At 60.8% G+C, this 17,205-nt stretch carries 21 protein-coding genes and 2 pseudogenes; 7 read left to right on the top strand and 16 right to left on the bottom strand.

The window, feature by feature from the left end; translation table 11 throughout:
* Nucleotides 1–111: 111 nt before the first annotated feature.
* The 15 genes and pseudogenes from EGN72_RS03220 to EGN72_RS03295 all read right to left on the bottom strand — a co-directional run.
* Nucleotides 112–600: pseudogene (locus EGN72_RS03220) on the bottom strand (cytochrome c biogenesis CcdA family protein); the annotation flags it as partial.
* Nucleotides 597–1,088, bottom strand: coding sequence for a hypothetical protein (locus tag EGN72_RS03225; protein ID WP_127045213.1), 492 nt, complete (start codon nt 1,086–1,088; stop codon nt 597–599). The pseudogene EGN72_RS03220 and the gene EGN72_RS03225, both read right to left, overlap by 4 nt.
* Entirely contained in the window at nt 1,085–1,780 is a 696-nt protein-coding gene (locus EGN72_RS03230; RefSeq protein ID WP_127045214.1) for an SCO family protein, read from the bottom strand. Before EGN72_RS03230 ends, EGN72_RS03225 begins: the two co-directional genes overlap by 4 nt.
* 61 nt (nt 1,781–1,841) lie before the next feature.
* The gene (locus EGN72_RS03235) at nt 1,842–2,114 is read right to left on the bottom strand and encodes a hypothetical protein (protein ID WP_127045215.1); all 273 of its coding nucleotides are present in this window, start codon (nt 2,112–2,114) and stop codon (nt 1,842–1,844) included.
* Between the two features lie 40 nt (nt 2,115–2,154).
* The gene (locus EGN72_RS03240; protein WP_127045216.1) at nt 2,155–2,436 is read right to left on the bottom strand and encodes a hypothetical protein; all 282 of its coding nucleotides are present in this window, start codon (nt 2,434–2,436) and stop codon (nt 2,155–2,157) included.
* Between the two features lie 81 nt (nt 2,437–2,517).
* Nucleotides 2,518–3,030, bottom strand: coding sequence for a TlpA disulfide reductase family protein (locus EGN72_RS03245; protein ID WP_127045217.1), 513 nt, complete (start codon nt 3,028–3,030; stop codon nt 2,518–2,520).
* Nucleotides 3,027–3,623 carry a DsbE family thiol:disulfide interchange protein gene (locus EGN72_RS03250; RefSeq protein ID WP_127045218.1) on the bottom strand — a complete coding sequence of 199 codons (597 nt, stop codon included), beginning with the start codon at nt 3,621–3,623 and terminating at the stop codon, nt 3,027–3,029. Before EGN72_RS03250 ends, EGN72_RS03245 begins: the two co-directional genes overlap by 4 nt.
* Nucleotides 3,620–4,045: a c-type cytochrome gene (locus EGN72_RS03255; protein WP_127045219.1), complete on the bottom strand. Its 426-nt coding sequence runs from the start codon at nt 4,043–4,045 to the stop codon at nt 3,620–3,622. The genes EGN72_RS03250 and EGN72_RS03255 overlap by 4 nt, the downstream gene beginning before the upstream one ends.
* A gap of 154 nt (nt 4,046–4,199) precedes the next feature.
* On the bottom strand, nt 4,200–4,334 hold the full coding sequence (locus EGN72_RS19560) for a hypothetical protein (protein ID WP_009503829.1): 135 nt from the start codon (nt 4,332–4,334) through the stop codon (nt 4,200–4,202).
* A 66-nt stretch (nt 4,335–4,400) separates the two neighbouring features.
* A complete protein-coding gene (locus EGN72_RS03260; RefSeq protein WP_233587010.1) occupies nt 4,401–4,868 on the bottom strand; it encodes a DUF411 domain-containing protein in 468 nt (155 codons plus the stop codon).
* Nucleotides 4,869–4,893: 25 nt separating this feature from the next.
* Nucleotides 4,894–6,333 carry a multicopper oxidase family protein gene (locus tag EGN72_RS03265; RefSeq protein ID WP_127045220.1) on the bottom strand — a complete coding sequence of 480 codons (1,440 nt, stop codon included), beginning with the start codon at nt 6,331–6,333 and terminating at the stop codon, nt 4,894–4,896.
* A gap of 647 nt (nt 6,334–6,980) precedes the next feature.
* A pseudogene (locus EGN72_RS03275) lies at nt 6,981–7,948 on the bottom strand (cation diffusion facilitator family transporter).
* Entirely contained in the window at nt 7,938–8,693 is a 756-nt protein-coding gene (locus tag EGN72_RS03280; protein ID WP_127045257.1) for a transglutaminase family protein, read from the bottom strand. The pseudogene EGN72_RS03275 and the gene EGN72_RS03280 overlap by 11 nt, the downstream one beginning before the upstream one ends.
* A gap of 244 nt (nt 8,694–8,937) precedes the next feature.
* Nucleotides 8,938–9,273 (bottom strand): YnfA family protein, encoded by a 336-nt coding sequence (locus EGN72_RS03290; protein ID WP_127045222.1) that lies wholly within the window; start codon nt 9,271–9,273, stop codon nt 8,938–8,940.
* Nucleotides 9,270–9,710 carry a helix-turn-helix domain-containing protein gene (locus EGN72_RS03295; RefSeq protein ID WP_127045223.1) on the bottom strand — a complete coding sequence of 147 codons (441 nt, stop codon included), beginning with the start codon at nt 9,708–9,710 and terminating at the stop codon, nt 9,270–9,272. The genes EGN72_RS03290 and EGN72_RS03295 overlap by 4 nt, the downstream gene beginning before the upstream one ends.
* 83 nt (nt 9,711–9,793) lie before the next feature.
* Here EGN72_RS03295 and EGN72_RS03300 point away from each other — a divergent pair, with 83 nt between their 5' ends.
* Genes EGN72_RS03300 through EGN72_RS03320 form a run of 5 tightly spaced genes read left to right on the top strand, consistent with a single transcriptional unit; the run spans nt 9,794 to nt 14,287 of the window.
* Nucleotides 9,794–12,097 (top strand): heavy metal translocating P-type ATPase, encoded by a 2,304-nt coding sequence (locus EGN72_RS03300; RefSeq protein ID WP_127045224.1) that lies wholly within the window; start codon nt 9,794–9,796, stop codon nt 12,095–12,097.
* Nucleotides 12,098–12,101: 4 nt separating this feature from the next.
* Complete coding sequence (locus tag EGN72_RS03305) at nt 12,102–12,725, top strand: isoprenylcysteine carboxylmethyltransferase family protein (RefSeq protein WP_127045225.1); 624 nt, start codon at nt 12,102–12,104, stop codon at nt 12,723–12,725.
* A gap of 8 nt (nt 12,726–12,733) precedes the next feature.
* Nucleotides 12,734–13,207 carry a signal peptidase II gene (gene lspA / locus EGN72_RS03310; RefSeq protein ID WP_255417413.1) on the top strand — a complete coding sequence of 158 codons (474 nt, stop codon included), beginning with the start codon at nt 12,734–12,736 and terminating at the stop codon, nt 13,205–13,207.
* Complete coding sequence (locus EGN72_RS03315) at nt 13,194–13,631, top strand: disulfide bond formation protein B (RefSeq protein ID WP_370323148.1); 438 nt, start codon at nt 13,194–13,196, stop codon at nt 13,629–13,631. The genes lspA and EGN72_RS03315 overlap by 14 nt, the downstream gene beginning before the upstream one ends.
* Nucleotides 13,628–14,287 (top strand): thioredoxin domain-containing protein, encoded by a 660-nt coding sequence (locus EGN72_RS03320; RefSeq protein WP_127045227.1) that lies wholly within the window; start codon nt 13,628–13,630, stop codon nt 14,285–14,287. Before EGN72_RS03315 ends, EGN72_RS03320 begins: the two co-directional genes overlap by 4 nt.
* Nucleotides 14,288–14,294: 7 nt before the next feature.
* On the opposite strand, the gene mntR is transcribed toward EGN72_RS03320, so the two are convergent.
* Nucleotides 14,295–14,750, bottom strand: a complete 456-nt coding sequence (gene mntR, locus EGN72_RS03325; RefSeq protein WP_127045228.1) for a manganese-binding transcriptional regulator MntR — start codon at nt 14,748–14,750, stop codon at nt 14,295–14,297.
* Between the two features lie 114 nt (nt 14,751–14,864).
* Here mntR and EGN72_RS03330 point away from each other — a divergent pair, with 114 nt between their 5' ends.
* Together EGN72_RS03330 and EGN72_RS03335 are read left to right on the top strand one after the other, a co-directional pair.
* Nucleotides 14,865–16,010 carry a multicopper oxidase domain-containing protein gene (locus EGN72_RS03330; protein WP_127045229.1) on the top strand — a complete coding sequence of 382 codons (1,146 nt, stop codon included), beginning with the start codon at nt 14,865–14,867 and terminating at the stop codon, nt 16,008–16,010.
* Entirely contained in the window at nt 16,007–17,188 is a 1,182-nt protein-coding gene (locus tag EGN72_RS03335; protein WP_127045230.1) for a metal transporter, read from the top strand. Before EGN72_RS03330 ends, EGN72_RS03335 begins: the two co-directional genes overlap by 4 nt.
* Nucleotides 17,189–17,205 lie beyond the last annotated feature (17 nt).

Genomic DNA, 17,205 nt, shown 5'->3' on the forward strand with positions numbered 1-17,205 from the left:
AACGGAAGGAAACACCAGCATTGACGCCATCATGACACGCAGAACATAACCACTGGGTGGGTCAGTTCTCGGTGACAATGCCGGGTCAATTCTCAGTGGCAATCAACAGCCGGAGGTCGAACTGAGTGTCAGGATCGCGCCGAGGATCGGTCCGATGCAAGGTGTCCAGCCGAAGGCGAAGGCAAGCCCCAGCACATAAGCGCCAAACGGGCGACCGCCGGGAATGTCGAGATTGAAACGGGTATCGCGCGAGAACGCATTGAGACGAAAGACACCCAGCATGACCAGTCCGAACAGAATGATGATCGCGCCGCCGAGATAGTTCAGCTCGGTGCGCCATGTCAGCAGCAGGGATCCGAGCGCGCTGGCCCCGGCCCCGAGGGCGACGAAGACCGTCGAAAAGCCCAAGATAAAGCAGGCACTCAACCCGAGCGCCCCGGCGCGCGCCCGCAAGCCGACCGACCGCGTCATGCGCAAATCCGGCTGCCCTGCGATATAGGATACGTAGCCCGGCACCAGCGGCAGGACGCAGGGAGAGAGGAACGAGATGGCTCCCGCCAGGAAGGCCGCGAAGATGCCGATGCCGGAAATATCCATCATACATCACGCTCGGTGCTGAAGGGCCACACGGCCCACCAGAACGCGACCAGCGGGACCACGATCCATTGCAAAACAGGTGACAGGCCCGCATCGAGGACCGGAATGATCGGCATCAGGTCCGAATAGGCCCAGGCGGCGCGGATCACGATGTTGAGCCATTCACTGAAAAGCGTGTGTCCCAAGCCGAACACTACCGTCAGGACGGTCACAGACCGCCGCGTGGAGGCGACCAGGGGCCAGCCCCGGCCCGACAGCATGAGGGCAAGCATCAGCGCGCTCATGGCGATCAGGATATCGCCACCCGTGCAATGGACGGCTGCGAAGACGATCTCACCCCAGGTGCCTTCGTTCCAGATCGTGTAGAGCGGCATATGCGCGAACTCCCAGACCAAGTTGGCCGGGATGATCACCGCAAAATACCGACGAAGAGCCGTCAGGGAAATTCCGTCTGTCGAGGACAGCCTCACGCTAGTCGTGACGACACTCATTGAAACACCCCTGTCAGCCGGTCCCACCAGCTGGGCTCCCGGCGTCGATGCTGGGCGTTGTTGATCAACTCGCTGACATAGAGGATCAGGTTCACGTTCTTGAAGTCCATGCCATGGAATTTTGCAGCGAACCGACCGCCGATGTCCACGACATTCGTGACCGCTCCGTGCATCATCATGTCGCTGTCGGCGGTCATCGTGAACTCCAGCCCATATTCCCGCGCCAGAAGGCGCGTTGCGTCATCAGATTGATGAGGCTGCTTGGTCAAAATGACCCAGTTGCTCGGATCGAGCCCATGCCGATCCGCGTAATCGCGCAGCACGTCCGGCGTGTCGTTCACCGGATCGGTCGTAATCGAGATGAATTGCACCAGATCTTTCATCGGCCCATCGTTGATCGAGGCCTGTATGGCCGCGATCTTTTCGGAGTGCAGCGGGCAGACGTCGGGGCAGTTGGCGTAAATGAAATGCAGGATGACAACTTTATCGTCAAAGTCCGACAGGCGGACGGGGTTGCCCTCCGCATCCTGTAGCTCAAATCCTGGGGTCTGCGCCGCATCTATGGCCTGAAAGTACGTCTCCATCTCGAACATGCGCGCATCCAGGTTTTCTCCCGGATGATCGGCAAAGGCCGGAGAGGAGATCGTGGCCGCAATGATCGCCAAGGCGGCGCGCCGTGTCAGTGCTTTCAATTCTTATATCCTTACAATAAATGCCTGCCGATCCGTGGACCAACAGGCATCATTAGCAACTCTAGCCGTCCGATTTTTCCGACGGCATCATGTCACCGTCCATTTTCTCGGTCATGGACGCCATCATCTCGGTGCAGGCTTCCATCATGGGTTTCATTTCGGCCATCATCTTCATCATGCCCATCATGTCGCCGTCCATCATGCCGCTTTGCATGGCATCATCATTCTGCATCATTTCGCCCGTTTCCGGGGTGGTCTGTTCCTGGGCGCTGACGGCAAATGCACTTGCGGTAAGGGCCGTCGCAACGACGAAAGTTGTAAGTGTTTTTCTCATGGTTTTCTCCTTGGGTTGATCGTGTGGTTATCGAAAGAACTCAGTCGGGAGACGCCCCGTCCGGCGATTTGGAGCATCCCTTTCCAGACCCGCCCTTCATGCACAGACCCAGGCCGCACATCGCGGCACAGGGGGCCAGCGAGACCAGAACAGGCGCGAGCCCGATCGCGGTGAGCCATCCCCAGTTCAGGGCCATGCCGCCCCCCATCACGGTTGCCGCACCGACGAACAGCAATCGTCTGCGCGTCAACCACCGGGGCCTGTTGCCAGCACTGGAAATGCCTGAAGTGGTTGCGTCGCTGGATGGTATTACGTCGGTCATCCGAAAAATCCTTTCGATGTTAGTGAGATGGTCATTCCAGTAACTGGAAGGTCAAGGGTGAGGGAACATCTTCTGGGGAACTCATTCGATAAATTCGCGCAGAAAGGACACCATTTCGGGGTCGTCCCATTCGGCTGGTCCGACCAGTCGCCCGAGCTCCCGCCCCTGCGCGTCGATCAGGATCGTCGTCGGCAGGCCAACGGTGCGCAGCGCGGTCATCGAGAGCATGGTCTGATCGACATACATCTTGAGATTGGTGACACCGATCTCGTCGTAGAAACGCCGCACGACTTTTGATCCGGCCCGGTCGATGGACAGGGCGACCACCTCGAAGTCGTCGCCGCCAAGTTCCGCTTGCAGCGCATCCAGTGTCGGCATCTCTTCCCGGCAAGGGACGCACCACGTTGCCCAGACATTCACGAGGATCACCTTGCCGCGAAAATCTTCCATGTCCCCACGGCTGCCGTCTTCTTTCTCGTAGCGCACATTGGCGACGGTCTGCGGGGTATCGTGCAGGGCGAACCCCTGCGGTCCGGCAAACGCCGTGCCGACGGACATTGCCCAGGCGATCAGCGCCGGTTTCAGATGTTTCATGGCGTTGTCTCCTCGGCGGATTGGGTGTTCAGATCACGGACGATCGGCAACAGGGTTTCTTCCAGGATTGACCGCGTAATCGGACCGACATGGCGGTAGGCGATGGTGCCATCGGGCGCGATGACGTAGGTTTCGGGTACGCCATAGACGCCCCATTCGATACCGGCGCGTCCGTTGATGTCGGCCCCGATGCGCGCGTAGGGATCACCCAACTCGTCGAGCCAGGCGCGCGCCTGATCGGGCGTGTCCTTGTAGTTGATTCCGTAGAGCGGCACCTCACCGGTTGCGCTCAACTCCATGAACAGCGGATGTTCGGCACGGCAGGGCACACACCACGAGGCAAAGACGTTCACCAGTGACACGTGTCCGATCAGGTCCTGCGTCGAAAGACCTTCTTCTCGGCCGAGCACCGGGGGCAGCGCGAAGTCCGGCACGGGTTTGCCGAGACGTGCCGACGGCAAGTCGTCGCCACCCCTGAAAAGCCCCCAACCGAACAGGACCATGAGGGCAAAGGCTATCAGCGGCACCAGCACGAACCCGGAGATACTGCGTCGCGACACAGGGTGGGCATTTCCTTCGACCTTTTCCGTCATGGCTGCGCCTGCTCATCGGCAAGGGATCGGTTTTCCTGCGACGCGCGGATCCGGTCGGGCCATGTGCTCTTTATGTAGTCAATGATCGCCGTGATCTCATCGTCTGTCAGCACAACCTCATATCCGGGCATGTCGCTTTCGTAACCGTTCCCGACAATCGCCGCCGGTCCGCGTTTCACGATGTCGAGCAATACGCGGTCGGGGTGATGCCAGGTATGGCCGGAGGCGTCGTGGGGCGGGGCAGGCAACCTGCCGTTCGGCAATCGTGTGCGCCAATCTGGTTGCCCCTCCAGGTTCGCCCCATGGCAACTGGCACAATTCACTTGATAAAGGCGCTCGCCCATGAGCACGTCGCTCTGCGCCGCTACGGGCAAAACCGTTGTGGCGAGCAGGACCGCAGCGAGCCTAATGGTGTTTTTCACGGCACTTCCACCTTCTTGTTACAAACCACATACAGAGAATGAAAAGTGCCGCGAGCGACGACAGGACAAGCAGGACGCAAAGCGCCCAGACCCACCCCATCGACAACAGGCTGTCGCCGCTGCTGGCACCCTCAATCCGCATTCTGGCACATTTCTATTTTCCGCTGTCCGAGCGGATGTATTTGACCAAGGCGATTGCCGCGAGCACCAGCACACCCACGATCAGCAACCAGACGAGGCCCATCGCAATCATCATGCCGCCGCCCATCATTCCACCGTCCATCATCATGCATTCCATCCTTTGTTTTCCCTTGAAACCGGTCTGGCACTGGTTCGCACCAGACCGCGCGATTGATCATTCGACCGCATATACGGTCGGGCTCACACCTTCCTCGACGGTGTAAATCTTGAAGGGCTCCTGTTTCGCGCCGCCCATACCCGGCGACCCCAATGGCATGCCGGGAAGAGTCACACCGGCAATTTCCGGGCGCTCCTCAAGCAAGCGGTTAACAACTTCGATGGGCACATGGCCGCTGACAACGTAGTCACCCAGAAAGGCGGTATGGCAGCCCTGGAAGTCATCCGGGATACCGGCATCGCGGCTGATCTGCGCCAGATCATGGGTCGGTTTCACCTCCACCGTGAAACCGTTCTCCCGCAGATAGTCCGCGTAACTCTCGCAACATCCGCATTGTGGGTTCTTGTAGAGCGTGACCTCCTGCGCCGCGGCAGGCGCGGCATTCAGGCTCATCGCAAGGACGGCGACGGCACCTGCCGTGCCGAGGCTGGCAAATCCAAGTATCTTCTTCATCGGTTCATTCATTTTCATGGTCCTAAGTGTGTGAGTTTCAGGTTTTGGTCGTGCCAGGTTCGACACGGATGACGCCCATCATGCCCGCCGCCTGGTGTTCCAGAATGTGGCAATGGAACATCCAGTCACCGGGATTGTCCGCGGCGAAGGCGATCTCGACCCGTTCTTCGGGTGCCATCAGGACGGTGTCCTGCCATTCGCGATACCGAGTCGGTTGTCCGTTGCGGGCGATCACACGGAACGAATGCCCGTGAAAATGGATCGGATGGTGCCAGGCGGTGCGATTATCCATCTCGAACACGTGCGACGTGCCCTGCGGCAGGACCAGCAAGGGGTCCATCATATGACCCGTCGCGGCTTCTCCGTTGATGAACCACATGTTGCCCTCGCGCATCTGGTCCATCATCGACCCCATACCGCTGCCCATCATCATCTGCCCCATCATTCCGCCGTTGAATACGATCTGGTGCCGCGCGGCCGACGCCATGTCCGGTTCGGCCAGCGGGTTGGGCGGCAGGTCCATCGACCAATCCGGCACACTGTCCCGCAGCCTGTCAGGCCCGTAGACGAGATCGACCAGACGGTATTCGAGGCCTTCGTAGAAGACATCGGTGACCGTGACGGCCTCTCCGGGTTTGCCGGTCATGTCGATTACCAGATCGACACGCATCGCCGGGCCGATCACCACGACCCCGCCGTCAGGGGCATGGGGCGTCACGGGTTGACCGTCCAGCGCGACCACGACTGGTTCAAAATCTCCAAAATCCAGCCCGAATATCCGCGCGTTCGCCGCGTTGATTAGCCGCAAGCGGATGCGCTCACCGGATTGCACCGAGATGCGTTCGGGGATCTGACCGTTGATGGTCACGGAATTGCCAATACGACCGCCGTGCATCGCGTCATGGCGGTTGCCGAAGTCATCCGCAATCTGTCCGTCCCTGGTCATGCGCCAGTCGTCCAGCATCCAGGTCAGGTCACGATCCACGCGGATCGGGTCCGCCTCCTCGACGATCAGTGGCCCGTAAAGGCCGCGTCCGACCTGTTCCGAACTGCGCTGGTGCGGATGGTACCAGAACGTGCCCGCATCCAGCGCATCGAACTCGTAGAGAAAATCGCCATCAACCGGGATCGGATCCTGTGTAAGGAACGGCACTCCGTCCATCGCATTGGGCGTGCGAATGCCATGCCAGTGGATTGTGGTCCCTTCATCCAACCCATTCTGAGCCAGAACCCGCACGCGGTCGCCCCGCCGGACCCTAATTTCAGGGCCGGGGACGGACCCGTTATAGCTCCAGACATTAGTCGGGCCGTATGGTGACGGGCGCAGGGCGGCCTGTCCGGATGCCGCGCGTAGGACGAATGGGTCCCCAGTTGGATCGGCCATCGCCATTCGTGCAGGTGACAGAGCGGATAGGGCTGTTAATGCGGCACCTGTGCGAAGCACGTGCCTTCGTGAAATCGGTCTGTGGAGGATCATCGCATTTACCTTGATCTGAAAGGGTCGCACTCAGCCAGCTTCGGCCAAGGCAACAATCAGGCCTCGCAGCAGGCGAGGCCGGTATCAGGTTCAAACAGGCAGTTTGGGAGGGAACGGATCAAGCGACGGATTTGCGCCGACTGGGATCAAAGGTTCGGCACCCCGGATGGCAGTACCAAAGGGCATCGTGAGCCGCGCTGACGGCATATTGGCAAGGAGGCCAGCCGTACCGCTGGAGCCGCAAGGAACAGGACACCCACCTTCACAGGCAGTGCCGTCAGCAAATCCGGTGGGATTGCACCCGTCGCAACGGCCATCCGCGCTTTCGGAGGGGTCCATCTGCGCCATAGCCGTGACCGACATACTGGCCGACGACACATCCGGCGCAGTCACGGCGCCGAAGGTCAGCATGAGAATCAAAACAAGGCGAAAAACGCAGGTCATACAGTTACCGCTACAACCTTCCAGCAAGGGGAGGTCAAGTGATATTCGGTAACTTGGTCGTGATACCCCTGTAGTGTATCCGACTCAGACCTTCCTTACTGCCCTTCGCAGCCAGTTACTCATGCAAAGGTTCATCAGTCCACTTGACATTGGTCGACGTCAACTTGCCGTCGCAAATGAGGTAATGATGTCCTCATGCCCGGTCAGCTTTTTTCGTGAGTATGAGTTTCCTCCCCCTCTCTCGAATTACCGTGACTATAGAGGCCGGCGCTCTGATGAGCGCGATCCTCGTGCTCGAATTCGAGGCTGGAATGGCTGATGCCGAACTCTTCCTTGAGCCGCTGCTTGACCGCGCTCTTGATCTCCTCGATCCGAGACCACGCCTCGGGTTTTACGACGACATGACAGTCGAGTGCGGCCACGTGCTCTTGCATTTGCCACAAATGAACGTGATGAACGTCGGCAACGCCTTCCACATCGCGTATCGCTTCGACAACTGCCTCGTTGTCGTTGTCGTTGTCGTTGTCGGGCGGGCTGCCGAGCATCAGCGTCCGGATGGGACCACCGATCTCGGTGAAGGCCAGGTAGAGGATGTAGAGCGCGATGCCGATGGTGATGGCCGGATCAACCCAACGCATAACATAGAGTATAATGACGTCCCGCCGACTATGACGGCCACTGAAGCCAACGCATCCGAAAGGTTGTGGAGAAAAAGCGCGCGGATGTTCACGCTGCCCTTCTGCATCGAATAGGTCAGCATTGCGGTCAGCGTGTCGACCACAAGCGCGATTCCACCAAGAATGACGACGGTCCACCCCATGACTTCGGGTGGATCAATCATGCGCATGCCACCTTCGTAGATCAGATAGAAGCCGATCACGATGAGGGTGGTGTAGTTGATCAGGGCCGCGACGATTTCGACCCGGCCATAGCCGAAGGTCATGCGTTCATCGGCCGGGCGGCGCGCGATCTTGCGTGAGGCGAAGGCAATGACAAGCGAGGCCATATCGGAAAAGTTGTGCAGCGCATCGGCGATCAGTGCCAGACTGCCCGAGAATATGCCCCCGACGACTTGTGCAACGGTAAGTAGCCCGTTTGCCCAGATGGCGATGGCAACCCGCCGGTCCCCAGAATTCGGATCGATATGCGCGTGCCCGTGGTCATGTGGCATTGGCAGGCTCCGCGTGCGCGTGAGTCGCGCGTCGGTCAGTCTTCAGGCGGCCGCTGCGGAAACCACGTACGCGCGCATTCATCCAGTGGCGTATGAAATGCCGGTACAGCGCACCACGCAGCCATCCAAAGGATTGCTCATGGGACAAATAGAAGGTGTCCGGCGTATCAAACACGCCGAAATCCTGCACGATGCCGGTTTTCTGAATGTAGGTATCTTCTCCGTTCCAGGCGACGGGAGGCGCGCCAAGACAATCCGTGCCCGCGCCATAACCGCAGAGACTGTCCGTGTCCGAGAAAGACGTTTGCAGGACTTTGAGGAAAGCTTCATCCAGGATGAAGCCTTCGAAATTGATCCAAGCACCTTGATATTCGATCTCAACCCATGAGTGGAGAATTTCCTGAGGAGCAAGCGGATACACCAACTCTGGGACAACACCGCGCTGCAAGCCTTTGTGGATCGTAAACCCATGCAACCGGCAACGAATGCCAACACCACGCAGCAGCGCCATCAAGAGCGTGCCTTTGGTATTGCACTGCCCATAACCGTCGGAAAGCACCTCGGATGCGGGGATGTCGTCAGCTCGATTGTATCCGAACGCGATTTCATTCCGAACAAAATCATAGGCAACTCCGATCCGATCGTATTCGGAAAAGTCGCGCCAGCCGCGATTCTCAATTAGATGCGCAACAGGCGCGGCATCAAAATCCAGTAATTTGGTGGGTGCAAGTAGGGGGTCGGTCATCTGCAACGGAGTCGCTCCTCGAATCGTCTTGGAACAAGACTAATTGCTATAGTCACCGTAGCTTCAATCCTTTGCTCAAAGATTTCCACCTTTGCCCCAACTTTTGACTTATGCCCCGATTTCCTCGTGCTCGGTCAGGCACTCCGAATGGCCCCGCAACACCTCAAGCACCTTGCAATCTCCCGTCCGCCCCATCAAAATTGGACGCCGATGCACATCCGGTTGAACGAAGTGCCATTGATGCTCAAGCTGCCCGAGGCGCAAAGAGGATGATTGCCGCGCCGAGCCCACAAATCGCGTCACCGGTCATGTCCCAGGCATCCGGGCGCTGCTTCTCGACACGCCAGAGCCAGCCAAGGGAGGCGGCGATGTAGACACCGCCGTAGGCCGCATAGGCACGCCCTGCGAAATCCGAGGGCGCGAGGGCTAGGAGCCAAGCAAAGACCGCAAGGCTGAGGATGCCAGGAACGAGCCAGAGCGCGCTCGCCCCTTTACGCATCCATGCCCAGACCGCGAAGCAACCGCCGATTTCGGCAAGGGCGGCGCCGGCGTAGATGGCGAGCGTTGCGGGAGCGGTCACTGCCTCGCCTCTGCCTCCGGGTGCCGATGATCGGTGGCGCAAAGCGAATGGTCACCCAGAACTTCGATAACCCGGCAATCGGCAATCTTTCCGCCCGCACATTGCACGACCATACGCTCAAGTTCAGATTTCAGCGCGGTCAGTCGCGCGAGGCGACTTTCGACTTCGACGAGTTGCGACCTTGCGATGGCATCTGCGGCGGCACAGGATTGATCGGGATTGTCGGACAGGCTCAGCAGGTCGCGGATCGCCTCTAGCGTGAAACCGAGATCGCGAGCGTGGCGGATGAAGGCCAGCCGTTCAAGTGCCTTGCAGCCGTAGAGCCGTTGGTTTCCTGCACTGCGCTCAGCCTCAGGCAGAAGGCCGATCTGCTCGTAGTATCGGATCGTCGGCACTTTCACCCCGGCCGCGTCGCCAAGTTTTCCGATCGTCAGCATCATATTCCTCTTGAAGCTATAGTTGCTAGAGACATTAGATTGCTGATTCGATGAAATCAACTGCCCGCTCGGCGGCAGGAGGAATGACGATGTCGGAAGCTGCACGCGAAACGTCCTGCGACTGGACTGTAACAGGCATGGACTGCGGGTCCTGCGCGACCAAAATCAAGGATGCTGTCGCGCGTCTGCCGGGAGTAAGCGGCGTCGAGGTCGGGATCATGTCAGAGCGCCTGCGACTGACGCTGGATGAAGCGCAGACCGGGAAAGACAGGATCGAGAAGACCGTCCGCGCACTCGGTTACGAGATCGCGCCACGTACGGCATCTGCAAAGAAAGAATTCGTGCTGCCTGGAGTGCTGCCCGCGGCCGATCAGACCGGTGCGCATCCGGATGACGATCACGCCACACACGATCATGCTGGCCACGATCACGGCTCAATGGCAGCCAGCACTAAGCAAGACGAGTCCAGTCACGGCAGCCCCGGCCATATCCATGACGACCCCGCTGACCGGGCCAAGCGCTGGTTTCAGACCGCCAAGGGCAGGCTGGTGATCTTCACTGCACTGTTGCTGGCGGCCGCCTGGATTATCGAGTATCTGGCACCCGAGATCGGCAAATGGGCATTCGTCGCTGCTTGCCTGATCGGGGTGGCCCCGGTAGCGCAGCGCGCTTTTGCAGCTTTGCGGATGGGTCAGCCCTTCACCATCGAGAGCCTGATGACCATCGCAGCCATCGGTGCGCTGTTCATCAATGCAGCCGAAGAGGCAGCACTGGTCGTCTTCCTCTTTGCCGTGGGCGAAGTGCTGGAAGGCGTCGCCGCCGGCAAGGCACGCGACGGCATCCGGGCGCTGGCCAATCTTGTCCCCAAGACAGCGCAACTGGTCACAGGGGAAACCACCCGCGAAGTGCCTGCTGCAAGCCTGTCCATAGGCCAGACCGTGCTTGTGCGCCCCGGCGACCGGATTCCGGCCGATGGCGAGATCACCGAAGGCACCTCGGGCGTGGACGAGAGCCCGGTCACGGGCGAAAGCGTGCCCAAGACGCGCGGACCGGGGGAATCCGTGTTTGCAGGGTCAATCAACACCGAGGCCGCCCTACGGGTCAAGGTGACCAAGGGCCCCGAGGACAACACCATCGCCCGCATCATCCGCCTTGTCGAAGAGGCCGAGGAGGCGCGTGCGCCGACCGAACGCTTCATCGACCGCTTTAGCCGCTGGTACATGCCCGCCATCGTCGCCGTTGCGGCGCTGGTGGTGCTGGTTCCGCCGCTGGCCTTCGGTCAGCCCTGGGATACCTGGGTTTATCGCGGACTTGCCCTGCTCCTGATCGGCTGCCCTTGTGCGCTGGTCATCTCGGTCCCAGCCTCTATCGCTTCGGCCATGTCCACTGGCGCGCGGCGCGGGCTGTTGATGAAGGGTGGTGCCGTGATCGAAGCGGCGGCGAAGGTCGACGTCGTGACCTTCGACAAGACCGGGACGCTGACCCATGGCCGCCCACAGGTGACGGACGTCGTGCCGTTCGGGGCCACTACCGAAGCTGAGCTTTTGGCTGTTGCGGCAGGGGTCGAGATGGGATCAAGCCACCCGCTGGCCATCGCCATCCTGAACAAGGCCAAGGACGCTGGTGTGACAGCGCTGTCGTCGCAGGACGCCAAGGCGCTGATGGGCAAAGGGGTTGTCGCAACCGTGGGCGGCGCGCCCGCATGGGTCGCCTCTCCGCGTTACGCGATGGAACATGGCGGGCTCGATGGCCTTGGTCTGCGACAGGCGACGATCTTCGAAGAGGACGGCAAGACCGCTGTTGCGGTGTTCCGCGAGAAGACCCCACTTGGGTTGATCGCCATGCGAGACGAGCCACGGGCGGACGCCAAGGATGCTGTGCGCCAGCTGACGGCCATGGGGGTGACCTCTGTGATCCTGACCGGGGATAACCCGCGCACAGCCTCCGCAATTGCCGGAAGCCTTGGGCTGAAGTTCGAGGCCGACATGCTTCCCGAAGACAAGCTCGCCTATATCCGCGAGATCGGCTCCAAGGGCGGCGTAATGATGATAGGCGACGGCATCAACGACGCGCCGGCGCTCAAACAGGCGTCGGTCGGCGTGGCGATGGGCTCGGGCACCGATGTGGCGCTGGAAACCGCCGATGCGGCAATCCTGCGCGACCGGGTGACCGACATCCCCGCCACGATCCGCCTGTCGCGGGCGGCCATGGCCAACATCCGCCAGAACGTGACCATCGCATTGGGGCTGAAAGCCGTGTTCCTGGTGACTTCGGTTCTGGGTCTGACCGGCCTCTGGATTGCAATTCTGGCCGATACCGGGGCGACGGTGCTGGTGACCCTGAACGCCCTGCGCCTGCTGCGGTTCAACCCCGAGCGTGAGAGTTGACATCATGATCTCGGGTTTCGGCTGGGCCGCGTTGGCCCTTCTCTTCGGCTATCTGGCCCTGTTCTTCTGGGGCAACGCCCTGGCCGCACAAGAAGCCGGTCGGCCCGTCTGGCTGTTTTCCCGCGCCAGGGGACGTGACCGGTTGGCGGCGTCGGGGTTTCGTGCGGCCTTTGCACTTGCCTTTTTCGGGCCGCTTCTCTGGCTCGCCGTACCTGCAATACACAAGATCGATCCGCTCTGGACTGAGGGGCGCGCCATCATCCTCGGCCTGATCGGGGTCTTTGTGGCAGGGCTTGGCGCGATGGTGGCCTTTGCAGCACAGATGTCGATGGGATCATCCTGGCGCGTTGGCGTGGCGGGCGGCGAGACCGGCGACCTGGTCTCGAACGGGCTCTACCGCTTCAGCCGCAACCCGACGTTTGTCGGTCAGTTTGCCCTGCTGGCAGGTGTTGGGATAGCGGTTCCGGCAGTCCCGACAATCCTCGCGCCAATCCTGTTTTTCTGGTCAGCCCGCACGCAGGTCCGGTCGGAAGAGGCTGCCCTGCGCAGCGCAATCGGGTCTGACTATGAGCATTACGCCGCGTCGGTCCCGCGCTGGATTGGCATCAACCGCAAGGTTGCACGATGACTCGCACTATGCTGATTTTGCTGATAATGACCGCAGTAACGGCGGATCAATTGACCAAGGCCGCGGCGCTGTCACTGCTGTCGCAAGGGACTGCGGTGCCGGTCCTTCCGAGCTTCAACCTTACCCTCGGGTTCAACGAAGGCGCTAGCTTTGGCATGATGGGCGGTGTCATGGCAGGCAAGCCACTTCTGATGGCGGCGCTGACGGGCGCGCTGACCGTCGTTTTCTGCGTCATGGCTTTTCGGGCGCAGCACCCGTTTGAACGGGCAGGTTTTGCGTTGGTCGTGGGTGGGGCGCTTGGCAACATCATCGACCGGCTGCGACAAGGTGCCGTGACCGATTTCCTTGATTTTTATTGGCGCGACTGGCATTGGCCCACGTTCAACGTCGCCGATATTGCGATCACTCTGGGCGCGGTCCTGATCCTAGCCGCCTCTCTCCCCCTTCGTCGCCGCAAGGAGCCGGTTCTTGACCAAAGCTGACCCGCAAGAACTGTCACGCGACGACCTCGCCCTGACCGCTGCCTTCCTGATCGCGCTGGCAGCCGCCCTCGGCGCGCTCTTCATTGGCGAAGTGTTGGGACAGATGCCCTGCACCCTCTGCTGGTATCAACGCATCGCCATGTTCCCATTGGTGCCGATCCTTGGACTGTCGCTCTGGCGCGGCGATGGCATGGCGCGTACCTATGCCTTGCCGCTGGTCCTGGCCGGGCTGGCGCTGGCAGCCTGGCATTCGGGCCTTTACGCCGGCCTCTTGCCCGCGCCGATCGTGCCCTGCACCGAGAATGGCCCCTCCTGCACTGGCGAGGCGCAGATGATCCTTGGCCTGCCTATCCCCTATCTTTCAGCGGTCGCCTTCGTGGCGATCCTTGTTTGTCTCCTCTTGCCGAAAGGACACCGCCCATGAATCGTCGTAACCTCCTGATCGGAGCATCCTCACTCGGGCTCTCCGCCTTTGCAGGTGGCACCATCATCCTGAACCGTCGCCGCGCAGCCGAGGCAGAGGCAGTGGCTGCCGCCACGCCAATCGCAGATCAGGCACTTCTGGTTCGAGAGTATTCCCCCAGCTTCGGTCCCGCCGATGCGCCCGTCACACTGGTTGAATTCTTTGACCCCTCCTGCGAAGCCTGTCGCGCCTACCACCCTGTGGTGCAGGAAATCCGCCGACAGTTTCCGACCCAAGTCCGCGTCGTGCTCCGCTACACCGTCTTCCACGAAGGCTCGGACGAGGCTGTGCGCATCCTCGAAGCCGCCCGGATGCAGGACAAGTTCGAGCCGGTGCTTGACGCGCTTCTGGAACAGCAGCCCGGCTGGGCCGTTCATGGCTCGCCCGAGATGGATGTCGCCTGGGAAATTGCCGGAGCCGCAGGTCTCGATCTGGAGAAGGCGGAAACTGATCAGTTCTTCCCAGGCATCACAGGCATCCTGAACCAGGACGCCGCTGATGTAGAAGCCCTGGCCATTCGCCAGACTCCGACATTTTTTCTGAATGGCAAGCGGCTGGAGAACTTCAGTGCTGACAGCCTGATCGCCGATGTGCGGTTCGCGGTCGAGAATAGCTGACGCTGGGTCAGTTTCGCGAAACGAAGTCCGCGAACAACTCCAGTGTCCGCTCGCTCACATGGTGCTCAATCCCTTCGGCGTCCCGTTCGGCCGTCTCTGCATCAAGCCCGAGGCTGAGCAGGAACCGAAGCACAATTTCATGCCGGTGACGGCATTCCTTGGCCAGCGCCCTGCCCTGCTCCGTCAGGAAGATTGAGCGATACTTGGCCCGGGTGATGAGACCATCGCGGGCAAGCCGGTCAAGCGTCTTGGCAACTGTCGGCGCGGTGACACCCATCCGGGTGGCGATGTCGACGGGTCTAGCCTCGCCGTTGCTATGGATCAGCTCGGCGATCAGCTCCACGTAGTCTTCGGCCAGCTCGCTTCGCCGCGCAGCGCGCACGCCCTGAAATGCCTCCGCGCGCAAGTCGGGAGAGCGGTCGTCACTGGCAGCGGGCAGGACTTCATGAGGATCATCGTGCATTGTCGTGACAGTGTCGCACGATCTGGGTTGACAGGTAAACCCTATGGGCAGAATATTAGCCTCGTCTAACATTTCGCGCCAAGACTTTGGTGCCCAATCCGGGAAGCTCCATTCATGCCTGCCGACGAAGCCACCAAGGTTGATCCGTCACGGCGCGCCTTGCTCGTCGCAGGTTTGGCCGCTGCCGGTGGTGCTGCCATTGCCGCCGGCACGGCACGGTCGCAGACTGCCCCTGACCCGATGGCAGGCCATGACATGTCGGCCATGTCGACCGATCCATACGCTGCACCGATGTCGGGCATGGCGCATGGCAACATGACCACCGTGGGCCGCGTCGATCACGCCGGAAACGGGTTCGATCCGTCGTCGATGCTGACCGACTGGTACACCGGAACGACCGAGCTGCTGCCCGACGGACGTACCCTGCGCACCTTCGAGGTCTCTGCCATCGACCGGGAGATCGAGATCGCGCCCGGCATCGTCTTTCCCGCCTGGACCTTCAATGGCCGTGTCCCCGGCCCCGCGCTTCGCGCCAAGGAAGGCGAGAAGCTGCGGATCATCTTCCGCAACTACGGCTCGCACCCGCATTCGATGCACTTCCATGGCATCCATTCGGCGCGGATGGACGGCGTTCCCGGGGCCGGATTGATCGGCCCGGGGGAGGAGTTCGTCTATGAGTTCGACGCCAAGCCATTCGGCTGCCATCTTTACCACTGCCACGCACTGCCGCTGAAGCGGCACATGCACAAGGGCATGTACGGCCTGTTCGTGATTGACCCCGACCCCGCTCGGCAGGCCGATCCGGCTCTTGCGACTGTTGCCGCCTCGCGGCTGTTCGGAAGTCCCGAGAACGCCAATTGGCAGGAACTGGCAATGGTGATGAACGCCTTCGACACCAATTTCGACGGTGGCAACGAGGTCTATGCCGTAAACACCGTGGGCCAAGCCTACATGAACGTGCCGATCCGCATCGACAAGACCCGGCCCGTGCGCATCTATCTCGTCAACGTGACGGAGTTCGATCCGATCAACTCGTTTCATCTGCACGCGAATTTCTTCGACTACTACGACACCGGCACGCAATTGACGCCTACTTTGCGGACGGTCGATCTGATCATGCAGTGCCAGGCACAGCGCGGCATTCTCGAGTTCAGTTTTTCCGACCACGAGGACGGCATGTACATGTTCCACGCCCACCAGTCCGAGTTCACGGAACTTGGCTGGGTCGGCATGTTCGACGTTCGGGGACCAGAGGCATGAGTGACCAAAGCCAGCCCACCCGCCCCACTGCGATCCGACTTCTTCTGGTCCTTCTTCCGTTGGCTGCCATTCTTGGCTCATTCGTCTGGATCGCCTCGCTTGATCCCTTGCGCAGTTTCAACAACGGTGCCCCACCAGTTGAGTCGCTGACGGTTGAGCGGACCATTCTCGATCAGACCGGCATCCAGATTCTCGTGCGTGCGGGCGGGTCGGAGGCGATGCAGATCGCCCAGGTTGCGGTTGATGACGCCTATTGGAGCTTCACGCAGAATCCGCCGGGGCCGATTGCGCGCGGTAGTGCCGTCTGGGTGCAGATCCCCTACCCTTGGGTTCTGGGGGAGGCACATCATGTTGCTCTGGTATCGAACACAGGCACCGTGTTCGGACACGAAATCGCCGTAGCGGTGCCGACGCCGAAGGCCACGGCGGGACAGTTCCGCATGCAGGCGCTGGTGGGAGCACTGGTCGGATTGCTGCCGGTAGCGCTCGGTCTGATGTTCTACCCGGCCATGCGCGGCTTTGGCACGACCGGCATGAACTTCGTGCTCGCGCTTACGGTCGGGATGCTGGCCTTCCTGCTTCTGGACATGATGGGCGAGGCCACGGAACTGGCAGCCGAAGCGGCAGCGATGTTCCAAGGTTCTGCCATGGTTTGGCTATCGGCGCTGGCTAGTTTCCTTCTGTTGATGGCCATCGGGCGCTGGCGTGGGCGACCTGAGGGGCTGGCATTGGCCTTCTACATCGCGCTCGGAATCGGTCTGCACAACTTTGGTGAGGGGCTGGCCATCGGCGGCGCGTTCGCCGCCGGTGCAGCTGGCTTGGGTACATTTCTCGTCCTCGGTTTTGCCCTGCACAACGTGACCGAAGGCATCGGCATTGCCGCACCAATGCTGCGCATCCGCCCCCCGCTTTGGAGCTTTGCTGCGCTGACCCTGCTGGCGGGTGGACCGGCTGTGATCGGCATCTGGGTTGGCAGCCTCGCCTACGCGCCTCAATGGTCAGCCTTGGCACTTGCGGTCGGTGCCGGTGCCATCCTGCAGGTGATGGTCGAGGTTACGGCCTATCTGCAACGACAGAACTCCGATCGGCTGGCGATCCTGTTCTCTCCGGCCGTCCTTGGAGGCTTCCTTGGAGGAATTGCCTTCATGTATGTGACGGCAGCACTAATCAAAGTATGATTCATCCGGCAATCGGC

Source organism: Pseudorhodobacter sp. E13 (genome assembly GCF_003991405.1).
In the GTDB taxonomy this organism is placed as follows: Bacteria; Pseudomonadota; Alphaproteobacteria; order Rhodobacterales; family Rhodobacteraceae; genus Pseudorhodobacter.

What these genes read in the sequence shown, in the direction of transcription:
- EGN72_RS03235 (WP_127045215.1), bottom strand. Translation starts at nt 2,114, where the DNA reads ATGAGAAAAACACTTACAACTTTCGTCGTTGCGACGGCCCTTACCGCA.
- mntR (WP_127045228.1), bottom strand. Translation starts at nt 14,750, where the DNA reads ATGCACGATGATCCTCATGAAGTCCTGCCCGCTGCCAGTGACGACCGC.
- EGN72_RS03330 (WP_127045229.1), top strand. Translation starts at nt 14,865, where the DNA reads ATGCCTGCCGACGAAGCCACCAAGGTTGATCCGTCACGGCGCGCCTTG.
- EGN72_RS03240 (WP_127045216.1), bottom strand. Translation starts at nt 2,436, where the DNA reads ATGACCGACGTAATACCATCCAGCGACGCAACCACTTCAGGCATTTCC.
- EGN72_RS03320 (WP_127045227.1), top strand. Translation starts at nt 13,628, where the DNA reads ATGAATCGTCGTAACCTCCTGATCGGAGCATCCTCACTCGGGCTCTCC.
- EGN72_RS03295 (WP_127045223.1), bottom strand. Translation starts at nt 9,710, where the DNA reads ATGCTGACGATCGGAAAACTTGGCGACGCGGCCGGGGTGAAAGTGCCG.
- EGN72_RS03305 (WP_127045225.1), top strand. Translation starts at nt 12,102, where the DNA reads ATGATCTCGGGTTTCGGCTGGGCCGCGTTGGCCCTTCTCTTCGGCTAT.
- EGN72_RS03300 (WP_127045224.1), top strand. Translation starts at nt 9,794, where the DNA reads ATGACGATGTCGGAAGCTGCACGCGAAACGTCCTGCGACTGGACTGTA.
- EGN72_RS03265 (WP_127045220.1), bottom strand. Translation starts at nt 6,333, where the DNA reads ATGATCCTCCACAGACCGATTTCACGAAGGCACGTGCTTCGCACAGGT.
- EGN72_RS03260 (WP_233587010.1), bottom strand. Translation starts at nt 4,868, where the DNA reads ATGAATGAACCGATGAAGAAGATACTTGGATTTGCCAGCCTCGGCACG.
- EGN72_RS03335 (WP_127045230.1), top strand. Translation starts at nt 16,007, where the DNA reads ATGAGTGACCAAAGCCAGCCCACCCGCCCCACTGCGATCCGACTTCTT.
- lspA (WP_255417413.1), top strand. Translation starts at nt 12,734, where the DNA reads ATGCTGATTTTGCTGATAATGACCGCAGTAACGGCGGATCAATTGACC.
- EGN72_RS03280 (WP_127045257.1), bottom strand. Translation starts at nt 8,693, where the DNA reads ATGACCGACCCCCTACTTGCACCCACCAAATTACTGGATTTTGATGCC.
- EGN72_RS03245 (WP_127045217.1), bottom strand. Translation starts at nt 3,030, where the DNA reads ATGAAACATCTGAAACCGGCGCTGATCGCCTGGGCAATGTCCGTCGGC.
- EGN72_RS03250 (WP_127045218.1), bottom strand. Translation starts at nt 3,623, where the DNA reads ATGACGGAAAAGGTCGAAGGAAATGCCCACCCTGTGTCGCGACGCAGT.
- EGN72_RS19560 (WP_009503829.1), bottom strand. Translation starts at nt 4,334, where the DNA reads ATGATGATGGACGGTGGAATGATGGGCGGCGGCATGATGATTGCGATG.
- EGN72_RS03225 (WP_127045213.1), bottom strand. Translation starts at nt 1,088, where the DNA reads ATGAGTGTCGTCACGACTAGCGTGAGGCTGTCCTCGACAGACGGAATT.